This window comes from Kitasatospora sp. NBC_01287, assembly GCF_026340565.1.
In the GTDB taxonomy this organism is placed as follows: Bacteria; Actinomycetota; Actinomycetes; order Streptomycetales; family Streptomycetaceae; genus Kitasatospora.
Genome location: NZ_JAPEPB010000001.1, coordinates 3,262,897 through 3,277,869 on the forward strand (window position 1 = coordinate 3,262,897; position 14,973 = coordinate 3,277,869).

Annotated in this window: 14 protein-coding genes and 1 pseudogene; 5 read left to right on the forward strand and 10 right to left on the reverse strand. The window is 71.3% G+C overall.

Annotated features, from left to right (window positions below):
* Position 1: 1 nt before the first annotated feature.
* Together OG455_RS13565 and OG455_RS13570 are read right to left on the reverse strand one after the other, a co-directional pair.
* Entirely contained in the window at positions 2 to 1,360 is a 1,359-nt protein-coding gene (locus OG455_RS13565; RefSeq protein WP_266293437.1) for an aspartate aminotransferase family protein, read from the reverse strand.
* A 205-nt stretch (positions 1,361 to 1,565) separates the two neighbouring features.
* Complete coding sequence (locus OG455_RS13570; protein WP_266293439.1) at positions 1,566 to 3,011, reverse strand: gamma-aminobutyraldehyde dehydrogenase; 1,446 nt, start codon at positions 3,009 to 3,011, stop codon at positions 1,566 to 1,568.
* A gap of 329 nt (positions 3,012 to 3,340) precedes the next feature.
* Between OG455_RS13570 and OG455_RS13575 the strand changes: the two genes are divergently transcribed.
* From OG455_RS13575 to OG455_RS13590, 4 genes are all read left to right on the forward strand, one after another.
* The gene (locus OG455_RS13575) at positions 3,341 to 3,814 is read left to right on the forward strand and encodes an Lrp/AsnC family transcriptional regulator (RefSeq protein ID WP_266293441.1); all 474 of its coding nucleotides are present in this window, start codon (positions 3,341 to 3,343) and stop codon (positions 3,812 to 3,814) included.
* Complete coding sequence (locus OG455_RS13580; RefSeq protein WP_266293443.1) at positions 3,811 to 5,205, forward strand: aspartate aminotransferase family protein; 1,395 nt, start codon at positions 3,811 to 3,813, stop codon at positions 5,203 to 5,205. Before OG455_RS13575 ends, OG455_RS13580 begins: the two co-directional genes overlap by 4 nt.
* A gap of 270 nt (positions 5,206 to 5,475) precedes the next feature.
* Positions 5,476 to 6,201, forward strand: a complete 726-nt coding sequence (locus OG455_RS13585; protein ID WP_266293445.1) for an ABC transporter ATP-binding protein — start codon at positions 5,476 to 5,478, stop codon at positions 6,199 to 6,201.
* Between the two features lie 66 nt (positions 6,202 to 6,267).
* The gene (locus OG455_RS13590) at positions 6,268 to 7,425 is read left to right on the forward strand and encodes a hypothetical protein (RefSeq protein ID WP_266293447.1); all 1,158 of its coding nucleotides are present in this window, start codon (positions 6,268 to 6,270) and stop codon (positions 7,423 to 7,425) included.
* Between the two features lie 75 nt (positions 7,426 to 7,500).
* On the opposite strand, the gene rlmN is transcribed toward OG455_RS13590, so the two are convergent.
* The 7 genes from rlmN to OG455_RS13625 form a co-directional block, all read right to left on the reverse strand.
* Entirely contained in the window at positions 7,501 to 8,601 is a 1,101-nt protein-coding gene (rlmN, locus tag OG455_RS13595; protein ID WP_266293449.1) for a 23S rRNA (adenine(2503)-C(2))-methyltransferase RlmN, read from the reverse strand.
* 88 nt (positions 8,602 to 8,689) lie between these two features.
* On the reverse strand, positions 8,690 to 9,622 hold the full coding sequence (locus OG455_RS13600; RefSeq protein ID WP_266300764.1) for a phosphatidate cytidylyltransferase: 933 nt from the start codon (positions 9,620 to 9,622) through the stop codon (positions 8,690 to 8,692).
* Positions 9,623 to 9,636: 14 nt separating this feature from the next.
* The gene (gene frr, locus OG455_RS13605) at positions 9,637 to 10,158 is read right to left on the reverse strand and encodes a ribosome recycling factor (protein ID WP_266300765.1); all 522 of its coding nucleotides are present in this window, start codon (positions 10,156 to 10,158) and stop codon (positions 9,637 to 9,639) included.
* A gap of 111 nt (positions 10,159 to 10,269) precedes the next feature.
* Positions 10,270 to 11,025 carry a UMP kinase gene (pyrH, locus tag OG455_RS13610; RefSeq protein ID WP_266293451.1) on the reverse strand — a complete coding sequence of 252 codons (756 nt, stop codon included), beginning with the start codon at positions 11,023 to 11,025 and terminating at the stop codon, positions 10,270 to 10,272.
* Between the two features lie 267 nt (positions 11,026 to 11,292).
* Entirely contained in the window at positions 11,293 to 12,129 is an 837-nt protein-coding gene (gene tsf / locus OG455_RS13615; protein WP_266293453.1) for a translation elongation factor Ts, read from the reverse strand.
* Positions 12,130 to 12,260: 131 nt separating this feature from the next.
* On the reverse strand, positions 12,261 to 13,199 hold the full coding sequence (gene rpsB, locus OG455_RS13620; protein WP_266293455.1) for a 30S ribosomal protein S2: 939 nt from the start codon (positions 13,197 to 13,199) through the stop codon (positions 12,261 to 12,263).
* A gap of 368 nt (positions 13,200 to 13,567) precedes the next feature.
* Positions 13,568 to 14,128 carry a hypothetical protein gene (locus OG455_RS13625; protein WP_266301096.1) on the reverse strand — a complete coding sequence of 187 codons (561 nt, stop codon included), beginning with the start codon at positions 14,126 to 14,128 and terminating at the stop codon, positions 13,568 to 13,570.
* Here OG455_RS13625 and OG455_RS13630 point away from each other — a divergent pair.
* Positions 14,054 to 14,245: pseudogene (locus OG455_RS13630) on the forward strand (M23 family peptidase); the annotation flags it as partial. The gene OG455_RS13625 and the pseudogene OG455_RS13630 overlap by 75 nt on opposite strands.
* Positions 14,246 to 14,373: 128 nt before the next feature.
* On the opposite strand, the gene OG455_RS13635 reads toward OG455_RS13630, so the two are convergent.
* Complete coding sequence (locus OG455_RS13635) at positions 14,374 to 14,967, reverse strand: TetR/AcrR family transcriptional regulator (RefSeq protein WP_266300766.1); 594 nt, start codon at positions 14,965 to 14,967, stop codon at positions 14,374 to 14,376.
* Positions 14,968 to 14,973 lie beyond the last annotated feature (6 nt).

Sequence of the window (14,973 nt, forward strand, 5' to 3'; positions counted from 1 at the left end):
GTCACTTCACGTGCGCGTCGGCCACGGTGAGCACCTCGTCCAACAGGGCGAGGCCGGCCTTGGCGTCCGCCTCGGTGACGTTGCACGGGGGCACCACGTGGAAGCGGTTCATGTTGATGAACGGCCACAGCCCGGCCTTCTTGCTGGCCGCGGTCAGTTCGGCCATCGGGGCGTTGGCCGCGCCGCTCGCGTTGTAGGGGACCAGCGGCTCACGGGTGGTCCGGTCGCGGACCAGGTCGAGCGCCCAGAAGACGCCGAGTCCGCGCACGTCGCCGATCGAGGGGTGGCGCTCCGCGAGCTCGCGCAGCCCGGGGCCGAGCACCGTCTCACCGATCAGCTTGGCGTTCTCCACGATGCCTTCCTCGGCCATCGCGTTGATGGTGGCGACCGCCGAGGCGCAGGCCAGCGGGTGGCCGGAGTAGGTGAGGCCGCCGGGGAAGGGCCGCTCGGCGAAGGTGGCGGCGATCTCGGCGCCGATCGCCACGCCGCCGAGCGGGACGTAGCCGGAGTTGACGCCCTTGGCGAAGGTCAGCAGGTCGGGGACGACGCCCCAGTGGTCCGCGGCGAACCACTCGCCGGTCCGGCCGAAGCCGGCCATCACCTCGTCCAGGATGAAGACGATCCCGTAGCGGTCGCAGATCTCCCGCACGCCCGCCAGGTAGCCGGGCGGCGGGACCAGGATGCCGGCGGTGCCGACCACGGTCTCCAGGATGATCGCGGCGACGGTCTGCGGACCCTCGAAGGCGATCGTCTGCTCCAGGTGGGCGAGCGCGCGCTCGCACTCCTGCGCCTCGTTCTCGGCGTGGAAGGCCGAGCGGTACAGGTGCGGGCCCCAGAAGTGGACGATGCCGGAGGTGCCGGTCTCGCTCGGCCAGCGGCGCGGGTCGCCGGTGAGGGCGATCGCCTGGCCGGTGGCGCCGTGGTACGAGCGGTAGGTGGAGAAGATCTTCTGCCGGCCGGTGTGCAGGCGGGCCATCCGGATCGCGTTCTCCACGGCTTCGGCGCCGCCGTTGGTGAAGAAGACCTTGTCCAGGTCACCGGGGGTGCGCTCGGCGATCAGCCGGGCCGCCTCACCGCGTGACTCGACCGCGAAGCCGGGGGCCAGGGTGCAGAGCTTGGCGGCCTGCTCCTGGATCGCGGCGACGACCTTGGGGTGCTGGTGGCCGATGTTGGTGTTCACCAGCTGGGAGGAGAAGTCGAGGTAGCGGTTGCCCTCGTAGTCCCAGAAGTACGAGCCCTCGGCGCCGGCCACCGCGAGGGGGTCGATCAGGGCCTGGGCGGACCACGAGTGGAAGACGTGCGCGCGGTCGGCGGCCTTGACGGCCAGCCCGGCGGCGGGATCGGCAGTGGGGATGCTCATGCCGTCAGCGTAGGCAACCCGTCCGCCGGCGTGGAGCGGCATCTTGTCAGGTGGTCGACGGGAAGGGCGACAGCATGGAAATGGCCCCGGGGTTGGTCCCCGGGGCCGTCGAGCCCGGTGAGGCCGCGCTCAGCGCGTGATCGGAGCACGTCGGCGCCCGATCAGAACGCGGTCAGCGCGGAATCAGGGCGCAGTCAGGGCGCAATCAGAGCGCGGTCATGACGTGCTTGATCCGGGTGTAGTCCTCGAAACCGTACGAGGACAGGTCCTTGCCGTAGCCCGACTTCTTGAAGCCGCCGTGCGGCATCTCGGCGACCAGCGGGATGTGGGTGTTGATCCAGACGCAGCCGAAGTCCAGCCGGCGCGACATCCGCATCGCACGGGCGTGGTCCTTGGTCCACACCGAGGAGGCGAGCGCGAACTCCACCCCGTTGGCGTAGCCGACGGCCTGCTCCTCGTCGGTGAACCGCTGCACGGTGATGACCGGGCCGAAGACCTCGTTCTGGATGATCTCGTCGTCCTGGTTCAGGCCGGAGACGACGGTCGGGGCGTAGAAGTAGCCCACCTCGCCGACCCGGTGGCCGCCGGCCTCGACCTTGGCGTGCGCGGGCAGGCGGTCGATGAAGCCGGAGACCTGGGCGAGCTGGTTGGCGTTGTTCAGCGGGCCGTAGAGCACGTCCTCGTCGTCCACACCGCCGGTCTTGGTCTCGGCGGCGGCCTTGGCCAGCGCGGTGACGAAGGCGTCGTGGATGGACTCGTGCACCAGCACGCGGGTGGCGGCGGTGCAGTCCTGGCCGGCGTTGAAGAAGCCGGCCACCGAGATGCCCTCGACCGCCTCGGCGATGTCGGCGTCCTCGAAGACGACCACCGGGGCCTTGCCGCCGAGCTCCAGGTGCACCCGCTTGACGTCCTTGGAGGCCGACTCGGCGACCTGGATGCCGGCTCGGACCGAGCCCGTGATCGAGGCCATCGCCGGGGTGGCGTGCTCGACCATCAGCTTGCCGGTCTCGCGGTCGCCGCAGAGCACGTTGAAGATGCCGGCCGGCAGCTCCAGCTCCGCCAGGATGCCGCCGATGATCTCGGCGAGCAGCACCGTGGAGGCGGGGGTGGTGTCGGAGGGCTTGAGCACGACGGTGTTGCCGGCCGCGATCGCGGGGGCGAACTTCCAGACGGCCATCATCATCGGGTAGTTCCACGGCGCGACCTGGGCGCAGACGCCGACCGGCTCGCGGCGGACGATCGAGGTCATCCCGTCCATGTACTCACCTGCGGCCTTGCCCTCCAGCAGGCGGGCGGCACCGGCGAAGAAGCGGATCTGGTCGGCCATCGGGCCGATCTCCTCGGACCTGGTCAGCCCGCGGGGCTTGCCGGTGTTGCGACACTCGGCGTCCACCAGCTCGTCGGCGCGCGCCTCGACCGCGTCGGCGATCTTGAGCAGCACCTTCTGACGGGTCGACGGCGTGGCGTCGCGCCAGGTCTCGAAGGCGCTGGCGGCGGCGGCCATCGCGGCGTCGACGTCGGCCGCGCCCGACAGCGGGGAGGTCGCGTACGCCTGGCCGCTGGTCGGGTCGACGATCTGCAGGGTGCGGCCGTCGGCCGCGTCGACGAACTGGCCGTTGATGTAGTTGCGCAGCGTACGAAGGTCGCTCACGACTCTCTCCTCGGGTTGCGGTCGGTGCGATGGCGCCGAGCCGTCGGGGGGCGGTGCCAGTGGGCCGGAGGGTGATCCGGTCCGACGCCGCCCGGGGCGCCGGACGGCCCGGGTCGGGTGGGCCGTCGGCCGGTTCGGTGGTCCACTGGTGGGGAGCGTACGCCCCGGGGGACGCGCGCGCGTGACCTCGCCAGAGTAGCTCCTACCTTGCCGTTATCGACATGCCTGTGCGCTGATCACGATGAAATCCGCGCCCTTTTCTGAGTGAAGCAACGAAATCAGTAGCGGACACACTTGCGAACCCGCCCCCGATCGGGCACAGTGGCGGCGTGGCCAACCGCGACCGGAACAGCAGCGTTCCCCTCGACTCCGTCTCCAAGGCGATCATCGAGCAGCTGCAGGAGGACGGCCGCCGCGCGTACGCGACCATCGGCAAGGCAGTCGGCCTCTCCGAGGCCGCCGTCCGCCAGCGGGTCCAGAAGCTGCTCGACCAGGGCGTGATGCAGATCGTCGCCGTCACCGACCCGCTGACCGTCGGATTCACCCGGCAGGCCATGGTCGGGATCACCGTCGAAGGTGACATCGAGCAGATCGCCGACGCACTGGCCGCCATGGACGAGGTCGACTACGTGGTCTGCACCGCGGGCTCGTTCGACCTGCTGGCCGAGCTGGTGTGCGAGGACGACGAGCACCTGCTCGAAATGATCAACAAGCGAATCCGCGCGCTTCCCGGCGTGCGGAGGACCGAGAGCTTCGTTTACCTGAAGCTCCGGAAACAGACCTACACCTGGGGCACCCGATGACCGCCGACCCGGCACAGAAGGACCTTTCGAAGACCGCCTACGACCACCTGTGGATGCACTTCACCCGCATGTCGTCGTACGAGAACGCCCCCGTGCCGACGATCGTCAAGGGCGAGGGCACCTACATCTGGGACACCAACGGCAAGAAGTACCTCGACGGCCTCTCCGGCCTGTTCGTGGTCAACGCCGGCCACGGCCGTCGCGAGCTCGCCGAGGTGGCCGCCAAGCAGGCAGCCGAGCTGGCCTTCTTCCCGGTGTGGAGCTACGCCCACCCCAAGGCCGTCGAGCTGGCCGAGCGCCTGGCCAACTACGCGCCGGGCGACCTGAACAAGGTCTTCTTCTCCACCGGTGGCGGCGAGGCCGTCGAGACCGCCTGGAAGCTCGCCAAGCAGTACTTCAAGCTGACCGGCAAGCCCACCAAGTACAAGGTCATCTCCCGTGCGGTGGCCTACCACGGCACCCCCCAGGGCGCCCTGTCGATCACCGGCCTGCCGGGCCTGAAGGCCCCGTTCGAGCCGCTGGTGCCGGGCACCCACAAGGCCCCGAACACCAACATCTACCGCGCCCCGGCCTTCCTGGCCGGCCCCGACGGCACGGTCGACCCGGAGGCCTACGGCCGCTGGTGCGCCGACGAGATCGAGGTGGCCATCCTCAACGAGGGCGCCGACACCGTCGCCGCCGTCTTCGTCGAGCCGGTGCAGAACGCCGGCGGCTGCTTCCCGCCGCCGCCCGGGTACTTCCAGCGGCTGCGCGAGATCTGCGACCGCCACGACGTGCTGCTCGTCTCGGACGAGGTCATCTGCGCCTTCGGCCGCCTGGGCACCATGTTCGGCGCCGACAAGTTCGGCTACCAGCCCGACATGATCACCTGCGCCAAGGGCATGACCTCGGGCTACTCCCCGATCGGCGCCACGATCATCTCGGACCGCCTGGCCGAGCCGTTCTACAAGGGCGACAACACCTTCCTGCACGGCTACACCTTCGGTGGCCACCCGGTCTCCTCCGCGGTGGCGCTGGCCAACCTCGACATCTTCGAGCGCGAGGGCCTCAACCAGCACGTGCTCGACAACGAGGCGAGCTTCCTCGGCACCCTGAACAAGCTGCGCGACCTGCCGATCGTCGGTGACGTGCGCGGCAACGGGTACTTCTACGGCATCGAGCTGGTCAAGGACAAGCACACCAAGGAGTCGTTCAACGACGACGAGGTGGAGCGCGTGCTCTACGGCTTCCTGTCGAAGGCGCTCTTCGACAACGGCCTGTACTGCCGCGCCGACGACCGTGGCGACCCGGTCGTGCAGCTGGCGCCGCCGCTGATCTCCGACCAGTCGACCTTCGACGAGATCGAGCAGATCCTGCGGACCAGCCTCACCGACGCGTGGGCCAAGATCTGACGGAGCGTCCTCCGAGAGCTTTCCGACCCACCCTCGCACCGCGGGGCGGTTCCGCGCAGTCTCCTCCTCAGGGCTGCGCGGGACCGCCCCGCGGTGTTTTTCCGACTGATCTGCTGATAGTTCGTCCGGGTTTACCCCAGCTCAGCCCCGTGCGCCGCAACCGCAACGCGACCTTGTCGTTCTAATCTGACGACTGTCATTCCCCTGCACCGCGCCGCGCCACCTCGACGGCACCCGTGCAGAGCCCTCTTGGACCGGCGGAGGAATTCCATGTCAGCGGCCCCGCCCGACAACGACGTGCTGTGGGCCCGGGGGATCGTCAAGTCCCACCGCGGCACCCCGGCCCTGCGGGAGGTGTCGATCGCGGTCCGGGAGGGTGAGGTGCTCGCCATCACCGGCGGCCGCGGCAGCGGCAAGAGCACCCTGATCGGCTGCCTCTCGGCGCTGCTGCCGGTGGACTCCGGCGAGGTCTGGTTCAACAGCGCGCCGGTGCACACGCTCAGCCGCGCCGGGCGGGAGAAGCTGCGCCGCGACCGGTTCGGCTTCGTCGGCTCGCAGCCCCAGCTGGTCCCCGAGCTGACCGCCCGGGAGAACGTCGCGCTGCCGCTGCTGCTCGCCGGAACCGGTCACAAGGCCGCCTACGGCGCCGCCGACGACTGGCTGGAGCGGCTGGACGTGACCGACTGCGCCAAGCGCCGGCCGGCCGAGCTGATCCAGAGCCAGCGCCAACGGATCGCGGTGGCCCGGGCCCTGGCCCCGCTCCCCCGGGTGGTCTTCGCCGACGACCCGACCGCCCCGCTGCACCGCGAGGCCCAGGACCAGGTGCTGCGGATACTGACCAGCGCCGCCCGCTCCCACCAGCTCACCCTGGTGCTGGCCACCCACGACCCGGAGCTCGCCAAGTACGCGGACCGCACCGTGGCCCTGGTCGACGGCCGCACCCAGGCACCCGCCACCCCGGTGCGGCACGAGGCCGCCGCGGTGGCCGGCCCCTGACACCGCCCCGCCCAGGACAGCAGCCGCCGCTGAGCCCCGCGCTCCGAAGGACCGAAGGACTATCAGGTGTTCTATCTCCGCCTGGTCAGGGGGTACCGGGTTCTGGACCTGGGCCGCTGGCTGCTCACCGCCACGGCCGCGGCCGTGGTGGCCGCCTTCCTGCTGCGGGCGCTGGGCCGCGCGCTGAGCGATCCGCCCGGCGCGCACGCGACGGTGCAGCGCCTGCTCTGGTGCCTGCCACCGCTGCTGGCGATCGCCTGGTTCGCGGCCGTCGCCGCCCGCGCGCTGCCCGTGCAGCGGCCCGAGCGGATGGCCGGGTTGACGGCCGCCGGGGCCGGGCCGGTGCGGATCCGGCTGCTGATCGCCGGTGAGCTCGCGCTCGCCTGCGCCCTGGGCGCGCTGCTGACGCTGCTGCTCTTCCTGGTGCTGCGCAACAACATCGCGGGGGCCGCCCTGGCACCCGAGCTGGGCATGGGCGTCCCACTGCCGCTCGCCGCACCGGTGGCGCTGCTCACCCTGCTGCCGCTGGCCGGCGGTCTGGCCGCCGCCCTCGCGGTCCGGGCGGTCGATCCGCTGCCGGGCGGCGAGGAGCCGGACCCGCTGCACCGCTTCGGACCGCTGCGCACCACACTGGCCGCCCTGCTGGCGGCCGGCGGCATCCTCACCGAGCTGTACGCGCTGCGCCCCGCCGCGGCCTACGACCCGCGGACCCTGCACCTGCCCGCGGACCTCGGCCACACCAACGCCGCGCTGCTCGGCGGCTGGGCGGCGGCCGCACTGGGCCTGGGCCTGCTCACCGGGCCGCTGCTGGCCGGCACCGGGTGGCTGCTGGCGGTCGGCCGACCCAGCCCACGGCGGCTGCTGGCCGGGCGCGGGCTGACCGGCGCGGCCCGTCGGCTGGGCGTCCCACTGGCGGTGCTGGCCTTCACCACGGCCGTGGTGCTGACCTCGGTGCGCCACTGGGTGGCGCCGGGTGCCGACGGCGCCGGGCCACTGCCGGCCGCCGAGGCGGTGCTGGTCACCGGGTGCGTGGTGGCGGCGGTACTGGCCCGGCTGGTCGAGCTGCGGGCCCTGCGGCGGCCGGGCGGCGCGGCGCTGTCGCGGCTGGGTGCCTCGCCCCGGCTGCTGCTCGGGGCCGCCATGCTGCGCTGGGCGGCCGCCGGCAGCGTGGTGCTGGCCACCGGGGCGTTGACCGCCGTGCTCGGCGCCGGGATGCTGACCTGAACGGGCACGACCAGTTCGGGCGCGACCTGACCGGCACCACCTGAACGGCGCCGGCCCGGCCTGCTGCTCGAACGGTCAGCCTGCGGCCGCGAGCTGCCCGCAGGCGCCGTCGATCTCCTGACCGCGGGTGTCACGCACCGTGGTCGGCACGCCGTGCGCCTCCAGCCGGCGGACGAACTCGCGCTCGTCCTCGGGACGGGAAGCCGTCCACTTGGAGCCCGGGGTCGGGTTCAGCGGGATCAGGTTCACGTGCACCCGACGGTTCTTGATCAGCCGGCCCAGCAGGTCGGCCCGCCAGGCCTGGTCGTTGATGTCCTTGATCAGCGCGTACTCGATGGAGATCCGCCGACCGGACTTCTCCGCGTAGTGCCACGCGGCCTCCAGCACCTCGGCGACCTTCCACCGGGTGTTGACCGGGACCAGCTCGTCGCGCAGCTCGTCGTCCGGCGCGTGCAGCGACAGGGCGAGGCGGCAGCTCAGGCCCTCGTCGGCGAACCGGTGCATGGCCGGCACCAGGCCGACGGTGGAGACCGTGACGCCGCGCTGGGAGAGGCCGAAGCCGTCCGGCGCCGGGTCGGTCAGCCGGCGGATCGAGGCCAGCACCCGGTTGTAGTTGGCCAGCGGCTCGCCCATGCCCATGAAGACCACGTTGCTCAGCCGCGCCTCGCCACCGGGGATCTCGCCGCTCTTCAGCGCCCGGATCCCGGCCGCGATCTGCTCGACGATCTCGCCCGTGGACAGGTTGCGGGTCAGCCCGGCCTGGCCGGTGGCGCAGAACGGGCAGTTCATGCCGCAACCGGCCTGCGAGCTGATGCACATGGTCACCCGATCCGGGTAGCGCATCAGCACCGACTCGACCAGGGTCCCGTCGAAGAGCTTCCAGAGCGTCTTGCGGGTGGTGTCGTTGTCGCAGGAGACGTGCCGGACCACCGACATCAGCTCGGGCAGCAGCGCGCCGACCAGCTTCTCGCGGCTGGCGGCCGGGATGTCCGTCCAGGAGCCCGGCTCGTTCGAGAGCCGGCCGAAGTAGTGGTTGGCCAGCTGCTTGGCGCGGAACGGCTGCTCGCCGAGCTCGGCGACGGCATCCTTGCGCTCGGCGGGGCTGAGGTCGGCGAGGTGTCGCGGGGGCTTGGCGCCGCGCGGCGCGACAAACGTGAGTTCTCCGGGTGCAGGCATGGTCCGTCCAGTGTCGCAGATGCGCGGGACCCCGGACGGCCGTGCCGTCCGGGGTCCGTTTCGACGAGGGATGCGCCCCGACCGCGGGTCAGCTGCCGACGAAGGCCGCCAGCAGCAGCCACACCACGGGGGCGGTCGGCAGCAGCGAGTCCAGCCGGTCCATGATCCCGCCGTGGCCGGGCAGCAGCGTGCCCATGTCCTTGATGCCCAGGTCGCGCTTGATCATCGACTCGGCCAGGTCGCCGAGGGTCGCGATCAGCGCCGCGCAGCCGCCCAGGATGAGGCCCTGCCACCAGCGGCCGTCATCGATGATCCACTGCATCAGCACCGCGCCGGCCAGCATCGACAGCCCGATGCCGCCGGCCAGGCCCTCACGGGTCTTGCCGGGGCTGATCGTCGGCGCCAGCTTGGTGCGGCCGAACTTGTAGCCGACCGCGTAGGCACCGGTGTCACTGCAGATGGTCACCACGAGGAAGAGCACGATCCGCTGCGGACCGTCGTGGGCGGCCAGCATCAGCGCGACGAAGGTCGCCAGGAAGGGCACGTAGAAGGCGGTGAAGACACCCGCGGTTATGTCGCGCAGATAGTTCTCCGGCGGCCGGCTCATCCGCCAGATCATCAGCGCCAGCGCGGTGAGGGCCAACGCGGCCGCCGCACCCTGCGGGCCGATCCAGTAACCGGCCGTCAGCATGGCCACGCCGCCGAGCAGCAGCGGGAGCTGGGCGACCTGGATCCCCTTGCGCTCGGCCAGTCGGCTGGTCAGCTCCCAGCTGCCGACCGAGGCGGCGGCGACCACCACGGCCAGGAAGAGCACCTTGACCACGAAGAGCGAGACGATGATCACCACCCCGAGGCCCAGGCCCACCCCTATCGCGGCAGGGAGGTTGCGGCCGCCGCGCTGCTTGCGGGGCTGCGGCTCGGGCTGGGCCACCGGACTCTCCTGCGCTGGGGGTGGGGACCCCCGTTCCACCAGCGGTGTCACGGGGGCCTGCGGGTCAACGCCCCTCTCGCCAGGGGCCATGGGGGCGTCGGTCATCAGACTTCGAGCAGCTCGGCTTCCTTGTGCTTCAGCAGCTCGTCGACCTGCGCCACGTACCTGGCGGTGGCGTCGTCGAGCTCCTTCTCCGAGCGGCGCCCCTCGTCCTCGCCGATCTCGCCGTCCTTGACCAGCTTGTCGAAGGCCTCCTTGGCCTTGCGACGGATCGCGCGGATCGAGATCTTGGCGTCCTCCCCCTTGCCGCGGGCCTGCTTGATGTACTCCTTGCGGCGCTCCTCGGTGAGCTGCGGGAGGACCACCCGGATGATGGAGCCGTCGTTGGACGGGTTGACACCCAGGTCGGAGTCGCGGATCGCCTGCTCGATGTTGCGCAGCGCGCTCTTGTCGAACGGGGTGATCACGGCCATCCGCGGCTCGGGCACCGAGAACGAGGCGAGCTGGTTGATCGGGGTGATCGCGCCGTAGTAGTCCGCGACGATCTTGTTGAACATCGCCGGGTGGGCCCGGCCGGTACGGATGGCGGCGAAGTCGTCCTTGGCGACGCCGACGGCCTTCTCCATCTTCTCCTCGGCTTCGAGGAGGATCTCTTCGGTGCTCACAGTCTGCTCCCTGTCCGGTTGCCTCGTGGCGTACTGACGGTCCGCGTGCCGGGGCACGCGGCTGATTGCTGCTCAGGCCCGGACGGAATCCTGGCTGATGAGTGTGCCGATCTTCTCACTCTTCACCGCGCGGGCGATATTGCCCTCCGCGAGCAGCTCGAAGACCAGGATCGGCAGGCTGTTGTCCTTGCACAGGGTGATCGCGGTCAGGTCGGCGACCTTGAGGTCGCGCGCGATCACCTCGGAGTACTCCAGAGCATCGAAGCGCACCGCGTCCGGGTTGGTCTTGGGGTCCGAGTCGTACACTCCGTCGACGCCGTTCTTGCCCATCAGCAGCACCTCGGCGTGAATCTCCAGGGCGCGCTGCACGGCGGTGGTGTCGGTGGAGAAGTACGGCATCCCCATACCGGCGCCGAAGATGACCACACGGCCCTTCTCCAGGTGCCGGATCGCCCGCAGCGGCAGGTACGGCTCGGCGACCTGGCCCATGGTGATCGCGGTCTGGACCCGGGTCTCGATGCCTTCCTTCATCAGGAAGTCCTGCAGCGCCAGGCAGTTCATCACGGTGCCGAGCATGCCCATGTAGTCGGACCGGGCCCGGTCCATGCCGCGGAGCTGCAGCTCGGCGCCGCGGAAGAAGTTGCCCCCGCCGATGACGATCGCGACCTCGGTGCCCTGGCGGACCACCGTGGCGATCTCCCGGGCGATCGCGTGGACGACGTCGGGGTCGACACCGAGGCCGCCTCCACCGGCGAACGCCTCACCGGACAGCTTGAGCAGGACCCGACGGCGGGCGCCGTCCTGCGCGGACTCCTGCGTCTTCTGCATGGACTTCTCCTTCTGCACCTGCTGGTTCACAGGCTCTTCACCTGCTGACTCGCGGACCGGGGTGGGCGGCCCCCGGACCCGGCTGCGCGGGGCGGTGCCTCGGCCGGGTGGCCGGCCCGCCCGCGCATACACGCGAGGAGGCCATTGCCGCGGGAACCGGTACGGTCTCCTGCACGGCAATGGCCTCCTCGTCGTTCTGGTGCCGACTCACTGGGTTCCAGCTGCGGCGGCGGTTCCCACCTTAGGTGGGAACCAGGTGAACGTGGGTCAGGCGCCGACGCGGAAGCGGGCGAAGCGCTTGAGCGCGACGCCGTTCTCCTCGAGCACCTTGGCGACGGACTTCTTGTTGTCCTTCGCGAAGGCCTGCTCCAGGACGGCGAACTCCTTGACGAAGCCGGTGACGCGACCCTCGACGATCTTCGGCAGGGCGGCCTCGGGCTTGCCCTCCTCGCGAGCGGTGGCCTCGGCGACGCGGCGCTCGCTCTCCAGCACCTCGGCCGGGATCTCCTCGCGGGAGAGGTACTTCGGCGAGAAGGCGGCGATGTGCTGCGCGACGTCCTTGGCGACGTCCGCGTTCTCCTTGTCGAGCTCGACCAGGACGCCGACCTGCGGCGGGAGGTCGGGAGAGGTGCGGTGCAGGTAGACCGCGACGTAGCCGCCGGAGAACTGGGCGAAGCGGTCCAGGACGATCTTCTCGCCCAGGTTCGCGTTGGCCTCGTCCACGAACTGCTGGACGGTCTTGCCGGCCTCGATCTCGGAGACCAGCGCGGCCGCCAGGTCGGCCGGGGCGGCCTCGGCGAGGTGCGCGGCGATCGCGTCGGCGACCGCGACGAACTTCTCGCTCTTGGCGACGAAGTCGGTCTCGCACTTCAGCTCGACCAGCACACCGGAGGTCGCGTCGGCAGCGATCTTGGCGACCACGGCGCCGTTCTCGGCGGTGCGGCCCTCGCGCTTCGCGACGCCCTTCTGCCCCTTGATGCGGATGATCTCAAGGGCCTTCTCGACGTCGCCCTCAGCCTCGTCCAGCGCCTTCTTGCAGTCCATCATGCCGGCGCCGGTGAGCTCACGGAGCTTCTTGACGTCCGCGGCGGAGATGTTCGCCATGGTGTGAATCTCTTCTCGCGTCTCGCGTGTCTGCGGGGTGGGTGTGCCGGGGCTCATGGTTCAGCCCCGGCACGTGGAGAGAGGGGCACTCGCCGGTGTCCGCCGACGAGTACCCCTCACCCTTCGGTGCGTCAGGCCTGCTCGGCCTCGGCGGCGGGGGCCTCGTCAGCCGGGGCCTCCTCGGCCGGAGCCTCGGTGGCGGCCTCGGCCTCGGCGGCGGGGGCCTCGACAGCGGCCTCGGCCTCGGCGGCGGGGGCCTCGTCGGTGGCGGCCTCGGCCTCGTCGGCCTTCTTGTCACCGGTCGCCAGGAGGTCCTGCTCCCAGTCGGCCAGCGGCTGGTCGGCGCCCGGCTCGGCCTTGACGTCGCCCTTGGCGACACCGGCGCGGGACTTGAGGCCCTCGGCGACGGCGTCGGCGATCACGCGGGTCAGCAGGGTGACGGAGCGGATCGCGTCGTCGTTGCCCGGGATCTTGTAGTCGACCTCGTCGGGGTCGCAGTTGGTGTCGAGGATCGCGACGACCGGGATGTTGAGCTTCCGGGCCTCGCCGACCGCGATGTGCTCCTTCTTGGTGTCCACGATCCAGACGGCGCTGGGCACGCGCTGCATGTCACGGATACCACCGAGGGTCTTCTCGAGCTTGGTGTGCTCGCGCTCGAGGACCAGGAGCTCCTTCTTGGTGAGGCCGGAGCCGGCCACGTCCGTGAAGTCGATCTCGCTGAGCTCCTTCATCCGCTGAAGGCGCTTGTAGACGGTCTGGAAGTTGGTCAGCATGCCGCCGAGCCAGCGCTGGTTCACGTAGGGCATGCCCACGCGGGTGGCCTGCTCCGCGATGGCCTCCTGCGCCTGCTTCTTGGTGCCGACGAAGAGGACGCTGCCGCCGTGGGCAACGGTCTCCTTGACGAACTCGAACGCGCGGTCGATGTAGTTCAGCGACTGCAGCAGGTCGATGATGTAGATGCCGTTGCGCTCCGTGAAGATGAAGCGCTTCATCTTCGGGTTCCAACGACGGGTCTGGTGACCGAAGTGGACGCCGCTCTCCAGCAGCTCCCGCATCGTGACGACGGCCATGGCCGCGCTCCTCAGGTGTTGCGCCCGGCGCTCGTTGCTGCCTTGCGGCACTCGGCGGCGACCGGGTCTGCTCGGTTGTCCGTGCCGGTCGGGATGACCGCCACGCCTGACGCCCTGACGTGCCGAGCCGTCCGGGCCTGGGAGCGGCTGGGCCGCGACAGGCTCGGGGGACCGAGCGGCACTCGCACCGGAGAGGCGGCGAACCGGGCTTGTGAAGGCTGTGGTCCACGCGCGCGATCGCCGGTGGCAGGGCGTGCGAAGTCGACCCGGTGGACCGGGTCGCGTGTGAAGTGTACGGGAAGCGCCGCGTGACCGGCGACTCTGCGCGGATGGGGCGGTCAGGGTGCGACCGCCCGTTCATCAGGTGATCACACGGCAGCTTCGGCGGTGTGGGTGACGGACGTTGTCCACCGGGGCGGGGTTGTCCACAGGTGGCGGGACGGCGTCCCCGTGCCGGGGTGATCGGGCGGATCCTCACGGGCATGAGACCTTCGCCCCGGCCCCGTTCCGGCACCGCCTTCGTCCTGCTCGCCCTGCTCTGCGAGCTGCTCCTCGCGGCTCTCTGCGTGCTGCTCGGGCCCTCGACCGCGCGGGCCGATCCGGCGAGCGGCGACGGCGGCGCGGGTGGCGGCGTCGGCCTGGGTGCGGGCCTGGGTGCGGGTGCGGGCTCGCAGCCCGGGGGTGGGGTGGGGGCGAGCGCCGACCTGCTGCTCGGGGGCGGGGGCGGCCCTGGGGGCGGGCGGGCGTGGCCGGTCGGCGGGCCCAGTGGCCTGCTGCGGCGGTTCGCGGCACCGCCGGCGCCGTGGGCCGCCGGCCACCGCGGAGTCGATCTCGCCGCCGCGGAGGGCGAGGCGGTGCGGGCCGTCGCACCCGGTGTCGTCGCCTTCGCCGGTGAGGTCGCCGGGCGTCCGGTGGTGACGGTGCTGCATCCCGGCACCGGCAGCCCGCCGCTGCGTACCACCTACCTGCCCGTGGCGAAGGGTCTGCCGGTCGGCAGCCAGGTGGCGGCCGGGGCGGTCATCGGGCGACTGGCCCCCAGCGGTGGGCACTGTCCAGCGACGTGCCTGCACTGGGGGCTGCTGCGCGGCGACCGCTACCTGGATCCGCTCGCCCTCTTCGGTGCCGGGCAAGCCAGGCTGCTGCCGCTGCGATCACTCGCGGCGGCGCTGCCGGCTCAGTCACAGCCCCGCGCGCGGTCACGCGCCTGGCCGGTGGCGGCCAACCCGCGCAGGGCGAGCGCGACAGCCGTGTCGGCGATCCGGGCGCGCTCGTCGGCCGAGCGGCCTTCCGAGCATCTGACCGCCGACTCGACCACGCCCTGCAGCAGCGTCGCCGCCACGCGCGGCTCCGGGTGGCCCAGGTCACCCAGGGCGGTCACCACCAGGCCGACCAGTTCCGCGTGCGCCGAGCGGATCCGACGCCGGGCGGCCTCGTCCAGTTCCACCGCGGAGAGCGCGACGATGGCCCGGTGCCGCGGGTCGCCGGCCAGCGCGAGCTGGCCGCGAACGTAGGCCTCCAGCCGGCCGACCGCGTCGTCGCAAGCGGCCATCCCGGCCTCGATCTCCGCCGCCCAGAGCGGGAAGTCGACTTCGCAGAGCTGCTCCACCACGGCGGCTCTGGACTTGAAGTACTCGTAGACCGACGAACGGGCCAGCCCGGTGCGGGTGGCCAGAGAGGGGAAGGTGAGCGCCTCCATACCGCCCTCCGCGAGCAGCGCACGGGCCGCGTCCAGGAGGGCTGCGCGCTGCAGCTGACGATGCTCGGCCAGGGTGGC

Excerpts from the sequence above, each read along its gene's own strand:
- frr (WP_266300765.1), bottom strand. The coding sequence starts at position 10,158 with ATGGAGAAGGCCGTCGGCGTCGCCAAGGACGACTTCGCCGCCATCCGT.
- OG455_RS13565 (WP_266293437.1), bottom strand. The coding sequence starts at position 1,360 with ATGAGCATCCCCACTGCCGATCCCGCCGCCGGGCTGGCCGTCAAGGCC.
- OG455_RS13580 (WP_266293443.1), top strand. The coding sequence starts at position 3,811 with ATGACCGCCGACCCGGCACAGAAGGACCTTTCGAAGACCGCCTACGAC.
- tsf (WP_266293453.1), bottom strand. The coding sequence starts at position 12,129 with ATGGCGAACATCTCCGCCGCGGACGTCAAGAAGCTCCGTGAGCTCACC.
- OG455_RS13585 (WP_266293445.1), top strand. The coding sequence starts at position 5,476 with ATGTCAGCGGCCCCGCCCGACAACGACGTGCTGTGGGCCCGGGGGATC.
- rpsB (WP_266293455.1), bottom strand. The coding sequence starts at position 13,199 with ATGGCCGTCGTCACGATGCGGGAGCTGCTGGAGAGCGGCGTCCACTTC.
- rlmN (WP_266293449.1), bottom strand. The coding sequence starts at position 8,601 with ATGCCTGCACCCGGAGAACTCACGTTTGTCGCGCCGCGCGGCGCCAAG.
- OG455_RS13625 (WP_266301096.1), bottom strand. The coding sequence starts at position 14,128 with ATGCAGCACCGTCACCACCGGACGCCCGGCGACCTCACCGGCGAAGGC.
- pyrH (WP_266293451.1), bottom strand. The coding sequence starts at position 11,025 with ATGCAGAAGACGCAGGAGTCCGCGCAGGACGGCGCCCGCCGTCGGGTC.
- OG455_RS13600 (WP_266300764.1), bottom strand. The coding sequence starts at position 9,622 with ATGGCCCCTGGCGAGAGGGGCGTTGACCCGCAGGCCCCCGTGACACCG.